At 63.4% G+C, this 15,111-nt stretch carries 23 protein-coding genes; 5 read left to right on the forward strand and 18 right to left on the reverse strand.

Going from position 1 to position 15,111, the window contains the following annotated elements; genetic code table 11:
* Positions 1-222 precede the first annotated feature (222 nt).
* Genes H6B51_RS09790 through H6B51_RS09810 form a run of 5 tightly spaced genes read left to right on the forward strand, consistent with a single transcriptional unit; the run spans position 223 to position 3,495 of the window.
* A complete protein-coding gene (locus H6B51_RS09790; RefSeq protein WP_204883508.1) occupies positions 223-567 on the forward strand; it encodes a PadR family transcriptional regulator in 345 nt (114 codons plus the stop codon).
* On the forward strand, positions 504-1,382 hold the full coding sequence (locus H6B51_RS09795) for a hypothetical protein (protein ID WP_335342139.1): 879 nt from the start codon (positions 504-506) through the stop codon (positions 1,380-1,382). The genes H6B51_RS09790 and H6B51_RS09795 overlap by 64 nt, the downstream gene beginning before the upstream one ends.
* A gap of 1 nt (position 1,383) precedes the next feature.
* The gene (locus H6B51_RS09800) at positions 1,384-2,058 is read left to right on the forward strand and encodes a DUF5044 domain-containing protein (protein WP_204883509.1); all 675 of its coding nucleotides are present in this window, start codon (positions 1,384-1,386) and stop codon (positions 2,056-2,058) included.
* Positions 2,059-2,062: 4 nt separating this feature from the next.
* Positions 2,063-2,824 (forward strand): permease prefix domain 1-containing protein, encoded by a 762-nt coding sequence (locus H6B51_RS09805; protein ID WP_204883510.1) that lies wholly within the window; start codon positions 2,063-2,065, stop codon positions 2,822-2,824.
* Positions 2,821-3,495: a hypothetical protein gene (locus H6B51_RS09810; RefSeq protein WP_204883511.1), complete on the forward strand. Its 675-nt coding sequence runs from the start codon at positions 2,821-2,823 to the stop codon at positions 3,493-3,495. Before H6B51_RS09805 ends, H6B51_RS09810 begins: the two co-directional genes overlap by 4 nt.
* A gap of 33 nt (positions 3,496-3,528) precedes the next feature.
* On the opposite strand, the gene H6B51_RS09815 is transcribed toward H6B51_RS09810, so the two are convergent.
* The 18 genes from H6B51_RS09815 to H6B51_RS09900 form a co-directional block, all read right to left on the reverse strand.
* A complete protein-coding gene (locus tag H6B51_RS09815) occupies positions 3,529-4,095 on the reverse strand; it encodes a DUF2313 domain-containing protein (protein ID WP_204883512.1) in 567 nt (188 codons plus the stop codon).
* On the reverse strand, positions 4,092-5,153 hold the full coding sequence (locus tag H6B51_RS09820; protein ID WP_204883513.1) for a baseplate J/gp47 family protein: 1,062 nt from the start codon (positions 5,151-5,153) through the stop codon (positions 4,092-4,094). Before H6B51_RS09820 ends, H6B51_RS09815 begins: the two co-directional genes overlap by 4 nt.
* Complete coding sequence (locus H6B51_RS09825; RefSeq protein WP_204883541.1) at positions 5,150-5,488, reverse strand: hypothetical protein; 339 nt, start codon at positions 5,486-5,488, stop codon at positions 5,150-5,152. Before H6B51_RS09825 ends, H6B51_RS09820 begins: the two co-directional genes overlap by 4 nt.
* Before the next feature lie 13 nt (positions 5,489-5,501).
* Positions 5,502-5,867 (reverse strand): hypothetical protein, encoded by a 366-nt coding sequence (locus H6B51_RS09830; protein WP_204883514.1) that lies wholly within the window; start codon positions 5,865-5,867, stop codon positions 5,502-5,504.
* Positions 5,868-5,883: 16 nt separating this feature from the next.
* The gene (locus H6B51_RS09835) at positions 5,884-6,780 is read right to left on the reverse strand and encodes a hypothetical protein (protein ID WP_243421230.1); all 897 of its coding nucleotides are present in this window, start codon (positions 6,778-6,780) and stop codon (positions 5,884-5,886) included.
* 50 nt (positions 6,781-6,830) lie between these two features.
* The gene (gene safA, locus H6B51_RS09840; RefSeq protein ID WP_204883542.1) at positions 6,831-7,379 is read right to left on the reverse strand and encodes a SafA/ExsA family spore coat assembly protein; all 549 of its coding nucleotides are present in this window, start codon (positions 7,377-7,379) and stop codon (positions 6,831-6,833) included.
* Positions 7,380-7,390: 11 nt separating this feature from the next.
* Positions 7,391-8,260, reverse strand: coding sequence for a hypothetical protein (locus tag H6B51_RS09845; RefSeq protein ID WP_204883516.1), 870 nt, complete (start codon positions 8,258-8,260; stop codon positions 7,391-7,393).
* Positions 8,257-8,466: a molybdopterin oxidoreductase gene (locus tag H6B51_RS09850; RefSeq protein WP_204883517.1), complete on the reverse strand. Its 210-nt coding sequence runs from the start codon at positions 8,464-8,466 to the stop codon at positions 8,257-8,259. Before H6B51_RS09850 ends, H6B51_RS09845 begins: the two co-directional genes overlap by 4 nt.
* Positions 8,463-8,888: a hypothetical protein gene (locus H6B51_RS09855; protein WP_243421231.1), complete on the reverse strand. Its 426-nt coding sequence runs from the start codon at positions 8,886-8,888 to the stop codon at positions 8,463-8,465. The genes H6B51_RS09850 and H6B51_RS09855 overlap by 4 nt, the downstream gene beginning before the upstream one ends.
* Positions 8,889-8,925: 37 nt before the next feature.
* A complete protein-coding gene (locus tag H6B51_RS09860) occupies positions 8,926-9,315 on the reverse strand; it encodes a hypothetical protein (protein ID WP_204883518.1) in 390 nt (129 codons plus the stop codon).
* Between the two features lie 12 nt (positions 9,316-9,327).
* Positions 9,328-10,344 (reverse strand): phage tail sheath C-terminal domain-containing protein, encoded by a 1,017-nt coding sequence (locus H6B51_RS09865; protein ID WP_243421234.1) that lies wholly within the window; start codon positions 10,342-10,344, stop codon positions 9,328-9,330.
* A 2-nt stretch (positions 10,345-10,346) separates the two neighbouring features.
* Positions 10,347-10,844, reverse strand: coding sequence for a hypothetical protein (locus H6B51_RS09870; RefSeq protein ID WP_204883520.1), 498 nt, complete (start codon positions 10,842-10,844; stop codon positions 10,347-10,349).
* The gene (locus H6B51_RS09875) at positions 10,834-11,190 is read right to left on the reverse strand and encodes a hypothetical protein (RefSeq protein WP_204883521.1); all 357 of its coding nucleotides are present in this window, start codon (positions 11,188-11,190) and stop codon (positions 10,834-10,836) included. The genes H6B51_RS09870 and H6B51_RS09875 overlap by 11 nt, the downstream gene beginning before the upstream one ends.
* Positions 11,187-11,549: a hypothetical protein gene (locus tag H6B51_RS09880; protein ID WP_204883522.1), complete on the reverse strand. Its 363-nt coding sequence runs from the start codon at positions 11,547-11,549 to the stop codon at positions 11,187-11,189. Before H6B51_RS09880 ends, H6B51_RS09875 begins: the two co-directional genes overlap by 4 nt.
* Positions 11,542-12,579 carry a phage major capsid protein gene (locus H6B51_RS09885; protein WP_204883523.1) on the reverse strand — a complete coding sequence of 346 codons (1,038 nt, stop codon included), beginning with the start codon at positions 12,577-12,579 and terminating at the stop codon, positions 11,542-11,544. The genes H6B51_RS09880 and H6B51_RS09885 overlap by 8 nt, the downstream gene beginning before the upstream one ends.
* A 38-nt stretch (positions 12,580-12,617) precedes the next feature.
* Positions 12,618-12,959, reverse strand: a complete 342-nt coding sequence (locus tag H6B51_RS09890; protein WP_204883524.1) for a hypothetical protein — start codon at positions 12,957-12,959, stop codon at positions 12,618-12,620.
* Positions 12,960-13,021: 62 nt separating this feature from the next.
* Positions 13,022-13,909, reverse strand: a complete 888-nt coding sequence (locus tag H6B51_RS09895; RefSeq protein WP_204883525.1) for a hypothetical protein — start codon at positions 13,907-13,909, stop codon at positions 13,022-13,024.
* Positions 13,906-15,081: a phage portal family protein gene (locus H6B51_RS09900; RefSeq protein ID WP_204883526.1), complete on the reverse strand. Its 1,176-nt coding sequence runs from the start codon at positions 15,079-15,081 to the stop codon at positions 13,906-13,908. The genes H6B51_RS09895 and H6B51_RS09900 overlap by 4 nt, the downstream gene beginning before the upstream one ends.
* Positions 15,082-15,111: the final 30 nt, after the last annotated feature.

The following is a 15,111-nucleotide window of genomic DNA, read 5'->3' on the forward strand; positions in this document are numbered from 1 at the left end:
CCCCGGGCCCTCATCACCCCCCACAGCGCCGGAGGGTACAACCACATGCAGGTCACCCTGGACAACATCGCCGCCCTCTTTTTGGACAACCTGAACCGCTGGCTGTCCGGTCAGCCCCTCCGCAGCCGGATGAAGTAAACTGCCTGTTGACATACCTCGTGTTCCTAGGTATAATATACCTAGAAACACGAGGTATTCTCATGTACCGAAAGGAGGCATTCCATGAAAGCGGACAAATCCCTGATGAGCGGCAGCGCCACCTTGCTGGTGCTCTCCCTTTTGTCCGGGGAGGACATGTACGGCTACCAAATGATCGCCCAGCTAGAGGCCAGAAGCGACCACACCTTTGCCATGAAGGAGGGCACCCTCTACCCCATCCTCCATGCCCTGGAGAAGGACGGGGCGGTGGACTCCTACGAAAAGTCGGCTCCCACCGGTCGCACCCGGAAGTATTACCACATCACCAAAAAGGGTCTGCGGCTGCTGGGGGAGAAGAAGGAAGAGTGGACCACCTTCTCCCAGGCGGTGAACGCGGTGCTGGCCGGGTCCGCCCCGGCCCTGGCCTGATGGACGCCCCCGACAAGTCCCGGCTCACCATGGAGCAGTTCTGCGGCAAGGTGTGCGCTTTCGTCCGGTTTTCCCCCGACCACGACGCCATCACCGCAGAACTCACCGGCCACATGGAGGAGCACCGGGACGCTCTGCTGGAGGCCCACCCCGACATGACCCTGTGGGACGCGGAGACCGCAGCCGCCCGGGCCATGGGGGACCCGGAGGAACTGGGCCGGGCCCTGAACGAGAGCCACAGCCCCCTGCTGGGCTGGTTCCAGATCTGGTTCCGCCGGGCGGTGTGGACCCTGGCGGCCCTCATCCTGCTGGTTACCCTGCCCCAGGCCGGGGAGCTGGCCACCGATCTCACCGCCCCCCTCAGCCACGGGCTGAACATGGATTCCCTGTTGGAGCACTACGATGAGCGGGACGTGGTGGCCGATTTCACCCCTGCCGCCACCTGGCAGTACCAGGGCTACACCTTCTCCATCCCCCGGGCCGCGGTCATCCGCGCCTCTGACGGCACCCTGACCCTGTTCTACACCATGCAGGCGTCCCACCCCAACCCCTGGCTCCGGGGGCCCCAATTCGACCCGTGGCTGTGGGCGGAGGACGATCTGGGCAATCCCTATTCCTCCTACGGGCAGGTCATACCCTATCAATCCTCCGCCGTCCTGTCCGGGGGCGGCCTCACCCGGTCCTACCCCTTCGCCTCCTACTACGACCTGTGGGTGGACCAGATCGACCCGGCGGCCAGCTCCCTTACCCTCCGCTTTGACCGCTACGGAGAAAACGCCATCTATTTCACCCTGCCCCTGAAAGGAGGGACGTGATATGGCCAGACGCTCCGTCACCCCCGCCCAGCGCAGGCGCCGCATCCTCCGGGACACCCTGCTGCTGGCGGCCGTTCTGGTGGTGCTGGTGCTCCGGCTGGATTTTCCCATCCTCACCGCCAACCAGGCCCTGGCCGCCACCCAGACCCGGCACTTTTTCGGCCCCGGCACGGTGATCGCCACCCTGGACAACACCCAAGACAGCCTGGCCCACTGGATCACCGCCCAGATCCCCGAAAAGATCGGCAGCTATGACCGCTATTACATCCTCCGCCAGGGGAACTGGTACGCCTGGTGCGGCATCTTCCGGGAGGGCCTGTTCTGGAGCAGCGGGACCCTGGAGGCCGTGGAGAATGACCTCTCCCTTCCCCTGGTGCCCCTGGTCGTCAGCGACCGGTACAATGGGGCGGTGCTGGTGATCTCCAATGACCCGGAGATCGTCCGGGCGGAGATCACCTTCCCCATCCCCACGGAAACCGGCAGCAGCTATACCCTGCTCTCCGCCAGCGAGACCAAAACCACGGAGCACTGCTTCCTGGTAACCTATGCTTCCGATGTCAGCGGCACCCACCTGTACCCGGAGGACCTTCAGGTCAAGGGCTATGCTGCTGACGGCACCCTGCGCTACCAGTCCCCCGTGCCGGAGCGATGGTCCTCCTACTATAAAGTGGGGTGAGCCTATGCCAGCCGATGGATTTGAGACCTTCTGCCAGCAGGTGTGCTCGGTGATCCGCTGGCCTCCCGCCCAGCGCCTGGCCCGGGCGGAACTCATCGCCCATCTGGAGGACCACGCCGCAGCTTTGGAGGAGCGGGGTATCTCTCCGGAGGAGGCCGCCGCCCAGGCGGTAGCAGCCATGGGAGACCCCTACCAGGTCGGCCACAATCTGGACCGCTGTCACAGCCCTCTGGTACCCCGGCTGTCCCAGGTCCTGGCTGTCCTGGCCTGTGTGCTCTTCCTGTTGGGGTTTAGCCTGGGGGTGACCCGCATGACCGGCCTATTCCGCTATGAGGACTTCGTCCTCCCTGCCGCCTCCCTTCCTCTCTGGCCCCAGGAGACCCTGCTGGCGGACGGATCCGCTCAGGGTCAGGGCAAGGTGGGCGGCTACGCCATCCGGGCCCAGGATGCCGCCCTGGTCCAGACCTATGCCACCCTCAGCGCCCCCGCCCACCCGGAGGTGCAGGTCTTTGTCACCGTCTCCCACTGGCAGCCCTGGCTGGACAACTTATCCCCTGCCTACATCCCCGCCGTCTGGACCGACGCCACCGGCGTCTCCGGCACGGTGCACCTGGGGGAAACGGACGCCACTGTATTTTCTTCCCGCTGGCACCTCCATCTGGAGGACGTGCCCCCGGGCAGCCGCTGGTTCTCGGTCACCCTGGGCGCCCCCGGCGACCAGTGTACCCTGGAGATCACTTTGGAGGAGGAGGTGCCCCCCTCATGAAGCGCTTCCGCTATTACATCCTGCCTCGGCTGCTGCTGGCCCTCAGCGCTTTGGCACTGCTGTTTAGTCTCTTCCTCCTGTGGCTCTCCCTGGACGCCCCCCTGCCCTCCGCCGCCGGGGTGTGCGCCCGGCTGGACCGGGAGCGCTATGTATCCGGCGTCTCTCTGCTGGCCTCCGGCCCCATCCAATATCAGGACTCCTCCGACGCCAGCGCCCCTGAGAACACCTGGTGGTTTGTGGGCAGAAACGGGGACAGCATCCAGTTTTATACCCTGGAAAAACTGGCTGGGTTCCTGTGGCGGAACGCCGACCGGGTTGCCCGATACGACCTGTCAGAAACCGAACAGTCTCTCTTCGTCCGGCCCATGGGAACCCATTTTCTGGGCACAGAAGGAACAGAACTCACCCCCGTGATCGTCTGCACCGACCCTTTGGTGGTCCGGGTGGAGGCCCAACTGGTCCACCTGGGGATGAGCGAACAGGAAAATGCCCAGGCCGTTATGGACCACCGGGGTATCTCCCCGGACTTTACCCAAGTGGCGGACGGCGTGTGGGTCTCACCCTCGGTGACTATCCCTCCCTCCGTGGAAACTGTCAGCACCCTCACCATCTGGTGCCGGGGCTATGACGCCGCCGGTAATCTGGTCTGCCAAAATCCCTTGGACTCATGAATTGCCAAAGGGCGGCCTGTACCGGCCGCCCTTTTATTTCACCATCTTCTCCAGCTCTTCCCATGTGGGACTGATGGCCTCAATATCTCCCCAGGTCTCAAACCGCTCCTCCATCAGGGCCCAGGTGATATACCAGTAGACATACTCGATGCCCACATGGGCAGGCAGGATGCTCTCTATGATCTCCCGCATCTCCTCGAATCCGTCGGGAATGCCGGGCACATCTGGAAAGCGGACCTGCACCTGTCCCGGCGTGCCTGTCTCGTTGGCCACGGCGTTGAGTCCGCAGCCCTTCAGGTTGTCGTTGATGGCCGCCAAGGTAAAGCTGTCCCCGCCGATACGCAGCAGGGCGGCCAAGGCGGCTCTCCGGGCCTCCAGAGTGGTAGCCACCGGCCGGTTGGCCAGCAGGCTCTCGACAGCCTCCAGTCCCCTGTCCTCCGCGGTGGAAACCAGCATTTCCCGCTGGATCTCCTCCAACGTGTCCTCCACCTGATCCAGGGCCTGCCCCTCCGCCTCCAATTCTCTGCCGTTTGCGGTGCCTTCCAGATCATACACCCGCAGGGGGGCCAGCAGTTCCTTGAGATATTGGGCATAGCTCATGCGCTCCCCCCCATTTCCGTAAGGGACAGGCTATCCAGCCAGGGCAGTTCATCCACCGCCACCGTCACATCGGCGGCGGGTACGGTGATAGAATAGTTTTCTACGCCCTCCACGCCGAACACCAGGGCTCCGATCTGGGCCACCAGCACGTTCTCGCCCAGCCGCCGGCCATCAAACCAACTCCGCAGCTCGGACTCCACATTCTGGAGCACCGTGTCACTGTCGTGATTTGACGCCACGCTCACCTGAATGGCCACGTCTACACTCAGGATCTCGGGTGCCCGCACCATCAGATCTACGGCAATCTCCCGGCGGGCCTCAAAATAGTCCTGTACCTGCTGAAGCAGGGTGGCGTCCGGCGCTCCGGCGGTGGTGGAGATGACCACATCCACCGTTCCCACGCCCCGAGGCCGTGGAATCACCGTGGCGGCAACCACCTGAGGAAAGGACATGGCTCCCTGCTGGTAAAAGGCAGCGTTAGCCCCATTGGGCATCCGCTGGAAGGTTTCCAGCACCCTGGCCCGCAGCTCCTCGTCATTCTCCCTGTCCACACCGCCGGAGAACCCCTCCGGATTGGTACACCGGCTCACGCCCACCGGAGCCACCGCCATGGCTCGGATGGTATCGGCGGCCACATTCCCCACCGCTCCCGGCTCCACTGCCACCGCCAGGGCCTCTCCCTGAGTCTGGCCCGCCGGAATGACCACATCCTCCACTGTCTCAAACCGCACCAGCCCTGCCGTCATGCAGATTGTCCCTGCTGAGATGGTCAAATCAGCGGCGGCGGCGCTGTCGGTCTCAAAGCGGATGATCCCCTGGGCGGCCACAGCCTCCCGGCGCTCCACCCCCCTTAGCTGGGCGTGAAGATCCAGATAGTCCTCTACCGCCGTCTGGGGAAAGCACTGGCGGTTGACCCAGTCGGCCTGCACATACAGAGCATAGATCTGAGCGGCCACGGCGTACAGCCGTACCGCCATATCCCCGTCTCCCGCCAGAGTGATGCCGGTTTCCCGCTGGAAGGTCTCCACCATGGCCCCATAAATTTCTTCCACTGTCATCCTATCCCTCCCGTCTGGACAGTTACCGAAAGAGTCTCTCCCTGCCAGGTCAAAGCCACCGCGATGGCGCCGTCCTCCGACAGAGTGACCTCGGTGATCTCCAGGTTTTCCTCATCGCTGAGAGCCTGGGTCACATATTGTCTGGCCAGGGCAGCCCGCTGGGCGGGTTTGCTGCGGCCCAACTGAAAGAGCTGACTGCCCAGCTCAGGCAGCAGGGGAAAACTACCCCTGGGGATGGACAGCTTCCACAATACCCGCTGCAGCAGTTCATCGCTTCCCTCCGCCCGCTGGAACCGTCCAGCCTCGTCGGAGACATAATCCCCGTCTCGCACCATTATTTCCACACGCTCACCCCTCTGTCAGTACAGACCTGCCGTTGACCTGCAAGGCTCCGGTCACATTGACAATCCCATCAGGATTGACCCGAATGGCCGCCTTTCCGGTATAAATCAGGATCTCCCCCTCCTTCAGGCTGACCGGCTGACACTGCTCTCCTACCACGCAGGGCTCTTCTCCGTCGCCTCCCGCCTTGATGACCAAAACCTGAGCGGCTCCTGCTGGCCGCCAGGCATAGCCCCCCGGTCCGTAAAGGGGTAGTTCCCGCCGCTCACCGTCCAGATAGACCCCCACCGGATTGCCGGGCATGGTCACGTGCCCCACCTGAGCCGCCCCGTCCAGCACCGTTCGCTTCTGACTCCGTTCTGAGACCCACATCTTTCAACCCCTCCAATCAAATGAGCGCCTCGGGCGGCCCCAGCACCAGCTTGGTGTAGGGGCCGTTTTCGTCCAACCCGCAGGTGCTCTCGGCTACCCGCCAGGTGCCCTTGGCCACCGGCCTGTCCCAGCAAATACGGATGGTATCACCCGGAAAGGCGGCAAAGGCTCCGGCCAATTCCAGCTCTACCTGTCTCAGGCTCTCCCGGGACCGGGCCAGCTGGTACTCTCCCGAGTAACGCATGGCCTGATAGCTGCTCTTGCCCGGCATGGTGAGCACCCGCCGGGCCAAGCCGCCCCGTCCGGCAAAGTCCTGATCGGTCACACGCTGGACCGTCTCCGTTGTCCTGTCCCGCACCAGCACCTGGGACAGCACCCCATACCGTTGGTCCCGCAGCAGCAGAGCGGTAACGGCGGCGGCCTGCTCCAGATCCAATTGCCGTCCCTGGCTCCAGGGCGTGGCAACCAGTCTGCCCTGCCGGTCAAACCGTGGGGTGATGCCCCCATAGTAACGGCAGAATTCGTAGACCACCTGCCACTCGCTGCTGCCAGCGGCCACAGAAAACCCAGGCACGGCGGGTAGACTGGCTCCCGACAGGGCCTGGATCCCGTAAGGAGTCACGTGGTCCCGCAGAATATCCTGCCAGGTAGCCACCTGATAATCCATGCCCAAGGCCTCGTTGTCCAGCAGCCGGGCGGCCATGCTCCTTCCCGACAGAGTGAGGAATCCTCCATTCTGATCCCATCCCCGCTCACACTCATCCACCACGCCGGTAAATACGATCTCCCCCTCTTCCACGGCGGAAAAGGTTACCGCCTCTGCCAGGATATCCTCTTCTGGTTCCCAAAGGCAGGTGACGAGAAAGCTGTCGCAGGGTGTGCCTCTGCCGTATTGAAAGCTCCATTGGGTCATATCAGGCAGAGTGATCTCCCGCCCATCCCAACACCTCAGCTTGCCCTCCATTAGCTCACCCGCACTTTCTGCCCCGGATAGATCAGGTTGGGATTTTTGATCTGGGGATTCAGGGCAATGAGGGCGGTCAGGGAGATTCCATACCGTCTGGAGATGCCCCACATGGTATCTCCCCGCACCACGGTATAGTACTGCCCCCCGGCAGTAGTCCCCGTGTTCGTGGTGCTTTGAGGTTTTGTGACCGTCAAACTGGTGCTGTGACCGTCATATCCCTCCCAGAAGGTAAAGGTATAGGCCACATAGTCCGACCTGGGCTCCTGCCGCAGGGAGAGCTCCACAAAATAGGCGTTGGAAATCTGCCATACCGGATGGACCAACAGCCCCGGCCCGTCAGAATAGAACACCGTGGCCAGCTGTTTGAACTGGTCATAGGCATCCTCCCCCACGAACTCCCCCTCTCCTTTCATGATCCGCTGAGAGGGCCCCAGATCCTGGAGGCAGTACCGGCCGTAGGGCACCTTTCTGGCTCCCATGGCCCGCTGGTATTCAATGGTGTATACCCTGGGGTTGTGGGGCCACACATAGTTTTTATAGCGCATTGCCGCCAATCTCACAGCAGCTGATACCCCCCGTCATATCGTCTGGCATCCCGGCGGAACAGCCGGTCCAGCCGCTCGGCCTCCAGCCGTTCGCCTCCCAGTCGCTCCGCGGAGCGCTCCACCGTAATGATTTTGGAGACGGCTTCCCGTTCCGGCAGGGCCGCCAGACTGTCCCGCACACCCTGGTCGGCCCACTGGGCGGTCAGACCAGACCATTCGTACTCGCCCCGGGTCTCCGAAACTTCTTTCTTCTCCCGGCGCACTGTCCCTTGCCCCGCCGCCGGCAGAAATGAGGCGTTCCCTCTCCACTCCTCGGGCTCTCCAGGATCCTGCCCCGCCCGCCGGAGCTCTTCCGGTTCCTCAGCACTGACGGCGGTGCTCCACTGACTCTCCTGCCAACTCAGCCTGGCGCTGAGAAAGTCATCAGGGTACATGGTCTTCTCTCGCCGCCGGTCAGGCGTTTTTCCCGAGCTTTCATCCAACATCAGGGACATTTCCCCCTGTAGATCCGTTAGATGGGCCGTCTTTTCCACTTTCTTCCCATCGTCATCCTTCGATTGGGCTTCTCCGTCCGTCAGGGGTGTTTCCACTTCTCCGGCCCGCCGAGTCTCTGCTCTGCCGGGAGCCTGCCGGGGATAGGCCCGCCGGATTAGCTGCCGGGCCTCCTCCAGGGCGCCGGTTTCCTGCCCGGCCTGTCCCATCCGCCACCCCGCCGCCCGATCCACGGCGGCGGCGGTCTCCGGTCCTGGAGGCGGGGGGCTGTTCGCTGGCCCTGCTCCGGCCAATACCCACAGAGACTCCGTCCCCCAATCCTGGTCCTCCTCCTGCGCTTCCTTTCGCTCCCACTGCTCCTCCAGCAGGCGCTCCAGATAATCAGTCACACACCATCCCCCCGCTTCAGCCGTTCAAATCTCTCCCGGTCAAAGGCGGGATTTTCCCCTCCATAGGCCTCCCCGACGGGGCTGCCACAGGCAGGACACCGCTTCTCCTCCGCCTGGACCCGGCAGGAGGGGCAAAGCCTTGCCAACTCCTCCTCCCGGTCCAGCATCAGGTTAAGGGCGCACCACAGGTAGTCCCGCGCCTTCATCTGTCGGGCCCGCTCCTCTGTTGGGAGGGCCCCAAACGCCCGGAGCACACGCCAGCGAAGGCGCTCATAAGGCGTGTGCTCCAGGCTTTTTTTAGGGGCTGGGCCGCCTGTTCTCCCTCCTCCGGAGAGGGATTTTCCGCCCGGTCCAACTCATCCCACCGCCGGGCCAGTGCTGCCACCTCCCGGGGGCCCATGGCCTCCAGCACCGCCCGGCCCGTAGGAAACACCGGCCTGCCCTGCCGTTCCAGAGCCCTGGCCAGCAGGCAGGCGTTGGCGCACAGGGCCCGTTCCCGGTCGTCCCGTATCAACTCCTCCGCTTCCCGCCGGGCCTCCAGTACCTCCAGGGCGGAGAGTAGCCTAAGCGTTCTGCCGTCCTCCAGCTCCAGCCGGTCCTTCCGGCTGAGCAGCGAATGATATTCCATGTCTCCTCCCTTCCTCTGCAACCGGCCTGCTCCGGTATTACACCGTGGTCTCGATCCGCTTGGTGGCCACCACAGTGATCTTTTCCACCACCATGGCCCCCAGAGCGCCGGTCTCGCCGATGGCGCTCCATTGGCACCCGGAATAGATGACCTTACGGTCGGGCTTGCAGATGACCAGGCTGAAATCCGCCAGGTCGTGGAAGTTGATTCCGTCCCGAATGGCTTCATCGGTGGCATACAGCCGGGTCAGTTCCAACACATGGGTGCGCTGTCCGGGGATGGTGGCCACCGGCTCATCCTCTCCGAATGCCTCCACGGTTTGGCTGGTGCAGGTGGTCTTGGCGGTGTAGCTCTGGACCACCGCCACCTTTTTTCCATCGATCTCCAGATAGATATCGCTGCTGGTGGGAAAACCAGTTACGTTCATAGGCGTCCTCCTTTACACAGTGATGTGGGCAGTGAGCCAGATCTGGTTGAGACCGTGTGCCACGGTAAAGGAGAAGTCCACCAGGCACACAGTGGGGTTCTCGCTGTCCGCCTGGACGGTGACCCCATCGTAGCCGGTGATAATCTCCCGGCTCAGCTTGTTCTCCAGCTCCAGCACCACCTGGGAGCGGATGGCTCCCCGGCTCTGTTCGGTATTTTTGCTCCGGCGGAACTTTGCCCGCAGGGAATCGCGAATTGCGGGGATCACATCGTCCACGATACGGATGGTGGTAAGCTCCCGCCAGGTTGCGTCGCTCACCTCCCCGGACTTGGTGCGGGTGGTGATCCCCCGTACCACGCTAACCACGCCATTCAGGCTCTCCAGGGGGGTAACCCCTCCCCGAACCAGGGTATCGATCTGGTTGTCGTCGTACTGGGTCTCCAGCCCGGTCAACCCCTTCAGCTCTGCGCCGGACAGGGGGACGGCAGGATCGTTCTCTCCTGCGATGGCCCCAGCCACTGCGGCGGCCAAGCCGGCGCCCTCTCCGGGGGCCACCAGCACCACCCGCTCGCTGTTGATAGCCTCCGCCCGGGCGACCAGGGCGGTGGCGTTCTCCCCGTCGCCACCTCCCACCACGGCGATCCGTTCCCGCCGGGCTTCGGAGGCGGCGCACACGCTGTCCCGCAGGGTCTGCTGTACGGTAAGCTCGGTGCTGTCGCACAACACGATGGCCACGTTCTCCTGGGCGGCCAGCAGGTCAAAGGCGGCCTGATAGTCTCCCTCCTCCACTGGCACCGCCAGCACCCGGGCCGCGCCATTGAGGAAGAGCAGCCGTACCAGTTCAGTAAGGTTCTCCTCCTGGCCGAAAGTGGTGACGGCCTCCTCGTAGCGGTTTAGGGTGTACAGGGTGCCGCTGGTCCCCTCCCCGCAGACCGCGGCCACCCCCACGGTCTGTCCACCGCCGCTGCCGCTGACCACGGTGGATGCGTCATAGCTGGAATATACACCGGGCCGCTCATGAATGGTCATACTCAAAATTGGGTCGCTCCTCTCACAATAAAGTCCAGGAAGGTCCCGCCCTCCTGTGCCACGGCATATAAATAGCCCTGGCAGCAGGCCTCCGCCCGCCGTTGGAACAGGCTGGCCTCCCGGTCAAATTCCGTCTCTCCACAGGAGAGCTCCAGCAGCTTGAGTCCTGTCGGCCCCTCTCTCCGCAGGGCCTGGGCCAGCCGGTCAAAGGCAATCTGGATAGCCGCCGCGCCCTCCTTCTGGGGGGCATACAGGTCTAAGCCGAAGGTCACGGCAAATTTTTTTCCGTAGAGCTCCTGCCACTGTCCACTGTCCGGATCATACCGCTCTCCCAGATAGTCCTGAAACCCACCAGGCCCACCCTGGCAGCTCCGCAGGGAGACCACCACCACGGCTCCGCTCCTGCGCAGCCGCTGTGTATCGGGGTAGGCACACAGGGCGTCCACTCCCTGCCCGGTCAGATAAGCCGCCATACTCTCCCGGATCTGGTCAAATTCCATCGCGCTCCGCCTCCTCCGGGTCCTCCACTGCCAGCAACCCCCACCAATACAGGGTTTCCTCTCCCACGCATACCGGTTGGACCGACCGGAGGGTGAATCGCTGATTCCGCCAGCCGATCCACCCCTCCTCCCCCAGGCTGTCCAGAGGATGGTCGGGGTCGCCCAGATAGATCCACCGGTCCCGCCGGGACATCCCCAGGGGGGTGGGCAGCCGCTGGAACCAGTCGCTGCCCGTCTCCCGGAGAGGCTGGAGGAAGGCCTTGCAGGTCACCTCTTCTCCATCTTCAGGATGGAGGGTAACGTTCTGACCATATTTGGTCAAAACGCTTCGCCAGGTTTCCTTCATCCCTCCACCCCCTGAAACAAGAATCCCCGATCCTGGAGATAGGGGGCCAAAATGGCCTCCCCCTGCCGCCGGAGGGCAGCGGCCCGCGCTTCACACTGGCCGCTGTCCTCCTCCCGGATGGTGACGCTGCCGGCAGTGAACTGGGCGCCCCCGGTGGGGAGGCCCCCCGCCAGGCCCGCCAGGGCCAGCCAGGCACAACCCAACGGAAAGACACCGCCGCAGTCCTCCGGAGCCACTCCCATCCGCAGCCTGGCGGTCAGTTCTTTCTCCGCCGCCTGGCACAGAAGTTCCAGCACCGGCAGCTGGTCCTCATTTACCTGCCCCAGACTCCGGGCCAGCTCCATGATCTGCTCAAGCATGGAGCTTCAGCACCTTTGCAGCGTCGGCAAAAAGCTTAGCAAAGCCGGAGATGGAGGTGATTGCGGCCCGCTCCAGCTGGCGATCGATGAGCTTGTCATATTCCACCATCACATCCGACCCCTGTACCATCTCCAGAGCGTAGTGCTTGTCCAGGCCGATAAGGGTACCGCTCTCCAGGGCGGAGGTGCGCAGCAGGGTGGCGCCCAGGGGGGTGGCCAGCTTGCCGGTGCCCTGGAAGTTGAGGCCGGTAAGGGGGTTCTGGAACTCCTCCAGCTTGAGCATCTGGCGCATCATGTCGCCGGACACCAGCAGGGTGTTCATCTCATAGGGATCAAACTGGGCCCAGAAGTCCACCAGATCGTCATAGGTCAGGCTGCCCTCCACCCCGCCGATGGGACTGGTGCCCACGGTAAAGGCATCAGCGGCGTTGTCGTTGCCGTCGCCGTTCAGGAGCACATCAATGGCGTCCTCCAGATGCATGCGGTTGATGTGGGCGCCGATCTGACGCAGGGTCACCGAAAACAGGTCCAGCTTCTGATAGCGGATGGCTTCATAGGAGGCCACCAGCATCCGCCCCCGCTTGTACAGGCGCACCAGGTTCTCCTGGGTCTTGACCTGGGTCTGGGGGATGGAGGCTCCCTCCTCCACCCGGCGGAGAGCCTTCTGGTCCTCGTCGGGAACAGAGGCGATGGACCGGTAGTCCATACCGTCAAACCGGGTAACGGCGGCGGTGATATGGGGAAGCAGATCGGCCTCCTCCATGCCCTGGCGCACCGACCGGGCGATGTACTCGGGGAAGAGAACGGCGGACTGGCTGGTGGAGAAGAACTTTTCCACCGGGTCGCTGCCCGCCCCCTTCACCTTGATGTCAAATCGCTTGAGCTGCCGCTGATAGGCGTCCAGCCCCTCCAGAGGGGTACCCTTGTACTGCTCGGTGGGGTCCTCGCGCTCCAGCACCTGGGTGAAGGTGCGCCCCGCCTCGTTGTACATTCCCTTTTCCAGTCTCAGATTGTCAAACCGATAGCTCATAGACACATTCTTCCTTTCTCCGTTGTGTACAAACTGAGTCACAGACAGACCACGGCACTGTCGCTGTCCGCCCATACCACCAGAGTCTCCCTGCCAGCAACATCGTCGGCCTTGACGCCCCCGCTGCCGTCGGCAGACAGCTTCACCCAGCCTACGGTCACCCCACCGCCAGTGACAGGTGACTCCACCAGTCCGGCCACCTGGACGGCGGCATAGCCGTCTTGGGCGGACAGAGCCACGCCGCAGAAGGCCTCCCCGTCACCGCAGGGACCCACGGTGCCATTGTCGGTCATTTTGACCACCTGACCGGCGGCCACCCCCTCCTCACAGACGAAGGTAGCCACCATTTCCCCAATACCTTCAAACGAGATCTTGCTCATATCCAAACTCCTTTCTATTGAAACCATTCCTGGTATTCAATCGTTACCGCATTTCCCCTCTGTCAGATCAGAAACGCTCCGTCCCGGCTCTCGCCGGATGTCTGTTCCTCCCAGCCTGGCAACTGGGGCTCCACCCCCCACAGCTTGTCCACCTGCCCCTCAAAGGCCCGCTTCAACGCGTTGAGCTCGGGCTCCTCCAGCCGCTGGACCACGGCCTTCAGGGTGCTCTGCTCCAACCCAAAGCCGGACACACCCCCCAGCCGGACCACCTCGTCCTTCAGGCTCTGCAAATACTTCCGGCCCAGGGCGGCCTCTCGCTCCAGCTGCCGCAGGTCGCCCCGCCAGCTTTTCAGCACCCCGGCGTTCCGCTGGGCGGGCACCGCCACAAAGGACCACTCGTAGGCATCGGTGGCCTGGAGCAGCTCGGCCCAACACAGCTTGCCGCCGTACTCCCTACCCTTCTCGTGAGGACATTTGGCCTTGTCTCGGATATTCTCCCCGCAGATGGAGCACCTGGCTTCGGCCACGGCGCAGCCCACGCTGACCTCCTTTTTGATCCCCCCCTCGATTTCAGCGATAAGATCCCGGTTGCCCTCGGTGCGCACCATGTAGGCATATCCCTTCAGGTAGCACAGGGGCTCCCCCGCCGCCGTCGAGGTACCCTCTTCCCGCACCAGCTCGGTGCGATAAATGCGGGCAGTCTGCCTGCCGGCGCTCCACTGGTGATCGAAAATGCCGCTTTTCCCCACAAAGAGGGCCGCCAGCTCCTCCAGAGTCTGGGTGGCAAATCGCTCCCCGTCCCGATCTACCTCATTGTCGCACAGCCGGACGGCAAAGGTGTACACCTCCTCCGGGGCCAGCTTTTTCCGACTCATGGCGTTGATGAGCCCCAGCTCGGTCTCATCCAGGGCAATCCCCTGATCCACCCCTGCCTGCTTGTTTACGTTCATACCGACGCTCCCTTCTCCGTACTCTGATTTTCCAGTTCTACCGCTCTGGCCTGCTGGCGGTAGAGCTCCGCTCTGGCCTCCTCCACAATATCCTGGAGATTGATGTCCTCCCATTCCACTGTCACCTGATCCCCATAACCATGCAGCCGCAGCCACAGCTCGCAGATCCGCTCCACCACCGGCTCCAGTGCCCGGCGGATGGCGGTGATCTCACTGGTCATCATGTCGGCCTGCTGGGTGCTCATCCGCTCGGTGGAGGACCAGGACAGGCCCAGCAGAAAGGGGGGTATACCGGTGCGGGCCACCAGCTGCTCCAGGATCTGACGCACGGGCACCTCGCTGTCCAGCACCTGGTTGTCCGCCCCGATGACCTTGATGTCCACATCCCCCACCGCCACGAAATCCCGGACCGAGCCGTTTTTTCCCGCCTGCATGGCGGCGGACCACTCCCGGGCGATCTGGCGGCTGCGCTCCTGGACCAGGCTCTGATCCAGAGGGGTGTCCCCCGGCTTGTATACCACCGCGAAGCGCACATTGCCCATCCGCTCCCAGTTCATGCCGGTGGCCTGGTAGATCTTCAGCAGGATCTCGGTGAGGAAGGGCATGGACCGAAGCAGGCTCACCCCATAGGGGCTGTCGGTCTCTGGCTGGAAGGGGGTAAAGAGCAGCAGTTCCTGCCGGGGCAGTTCCCGCATCTGACCCCCGCTGTCTCTGCCCCAGATGGCAAAGTCCATAGGGTTGTCCCCTTCCTTGATCTCAATGTCGGTTACATTTCCGCACAGCAGGGCGGCGATATCAGTGCGACGCCGGTTTGGGACGATCTCCCCCACCGCCCGGCCGCAGGTAAGCATGGAGTCCAGGTAGCAGTCCAGAAAGGACTGGAGCCCCCGCTGTCCCCGGCCGGTGTCCACATGCTGAAGAAACCAGTCCAGCTCCCTCTGGGCCCGGCTGTCGCCGCACCGCACCCCCACCCCGCCGGCCAGCCGGATAATCTTCCAGATGGCGGCGTCCACAATGGGCACTGCCTCCCGGATGGCCCGATAGAGGGGGATCTCTCCCTGCCGCAGGGGCACGTAGCCGTCCAGCACCCCAAAGGGGTGCCGCCCCCCCTCCCGGATCTGGACGGCCAGTCCGCCGCCTCCCGGCTCCTGTCTCTTACGGAACAATCCCATAACCACTCTCCTTTGCGCTTTTTCCATTCC

Source organism: Pseudoflavonifractor phocaeensis (assembly GCF_016901955.1).
In the GTDB taxonomy this organism is placed as follows: domain Bacteria; phylum Bacillota; class Clostridia; order Oscillospirales; family Oscillospiraceae; genus Flavonifractor; species Flavonifractor phocaeensis_A.

Bases quoted from the DNA above. Each gene is read 5' to 3' on its own strand.
- H6B51_RS09790 (WP_204883508.1), top strand. From the start codon at position 223: ATGAAAGCGGACAAATCCCTGATGAGCGGCAGCGCCACCTTGCTGGTG.
- H6B51_RS09800 (WP_204883509.1), top strand. From the start codon at position 1,384: ATGGCCAGACGCTCCGTCACCCCCGCCCAGCGCAGGCGCCGCATCCTC.
- H6B51_RS09805 (WP_204883510.1), top strand. From the start codon at position 2,063: ATGCCAGCCGATGGATTTGAGACCTTCTGCCAGCAGGTGTGCTCGGTG.
- H6B51_RS09810 (WP_204883511.1), top strand. From the start codon at position 2,821: ATGAAGCGCTTCCGCTATTACATCCTGCCTCGGCTGCTGCTGGCCCTC.
- H6B51_RS09815 (WP_204883512.1), bottom strand. From the start codon at position 4,095: ATGAGCTATGCCCAATATCTCAAGGAACTGCTGGCCCCCCTGCGGGTG.
- H6B51_RS09820 (WP_204883513.1), bottom strand. From the start codon at position 5,153: ATGACAGTGGAAGAAATTTATGGGGCCATGGTGGAGACCTTCCAGCGG.
- H6B51_RS09825 (WP_204883541.1), bottom strand. From the start codon at position 5,488: ATGGTGCGAGACGGGGATTATGTCTCCGACGAGGCTGGACGGTTCCAG.
- H6B51_RS09830 (WP_204883514.1), bottom strand. From the start codon at position 5,867: ATGTGGGTCTCAGAACGGAGTCAGAAGCGAACGGTGCTGGACGGGGCG.
- H6B51_RS09835 (WP_243421230.1), bottom strand. From the start codon at position 6,780: ATGACCCAATGGAGCTTTCAATACGGCAGAGGCACACCCTGCGACAGC.
- safA (WP_204883542.1), bottom strand. From the start codon at position 7,379: ATGCGCTATAAAAACTATGTGTGGCCCCACAACCCCAGGGTATACACC.
- H6B51_RS09850 (WP_204883517.1), bottom strand. From the start codon at position 8,466: ATGAAGGCGCGGGACTACCTGTGGTGCGCCCTTAACCTGATGCTGGAC.
- H6B51_RS09855 (WP_243421231.1), bottom strand. From the start codon at position 8,888: ATGGAATATCATTCGCTGCTCAGCCGGAAGGACCGGCTGGAGCTGGAG.
- H6B51_RS09860 (WP_204883518.1), bottom strand. From the start codon at position 9,315: ATGAACGTAACTGGTTTTCCCACCAGCAGCGATATCTATCTGGAGATC.
- H6B51_RS09865 (WP_243421234.1), bottom strand. From the start codon at position 10,344: ATGACCATTCATGAGCGGCCCGGTGTATATTCCAGCTATGACGCATCC.
- H6B51_RS09870 (WP_204883520.1), bottom strand. From the start codon at position 10,844: ATGGAATTTGACCAGATCCGGGAGAGTATGGCGGCTTATCTGACCGGG.
- H6B51_RS09875 (WP_204883521.1), bottom strand. From the start codon at position 11,190: ATGAAGGAAACCTGGCGAAGCGTTTTGACCAAATATGGTCAGAACGTT.
- H6B51_RS09880 (WP_204883522.1), bottom strand. From the start codon at position 11,549: ATGCTTGAGCAGATCATGGAGCTGGCCCGGAGTCTGGGGCAGGTAAAT.
- H6B51_RS09885 (WP_204883523.1), bottom strand. From the start codon at position 12,579: ATGAGCTATCGGTTTGACAATCTGAGACTGGAAAAGGGAATGTACAAC.
- H6B51_RS09890 (WP_204883524.1), bottom strand. From the start codon at position 12,959: ATGAGCAAGATCTCGTTTGAAGGTATTGGGGAAATGGTGGCTACCTTC.
- H6B51_RS09895 (WP_204883525.1), bottom strand. From the start codon at position 13,909: ATGAACGTAAACAAGCAGGCAGGGGTGGATCAGGGGATTGCCCTGGAT.
- H6B51_RS09900 (WP_204883526.1), bottom strand. From the start codon at position 15,081: ATGGGATTGTTCCGTAAGAGACAGGAGCCGGGAGGCGGCGGACTGGCC.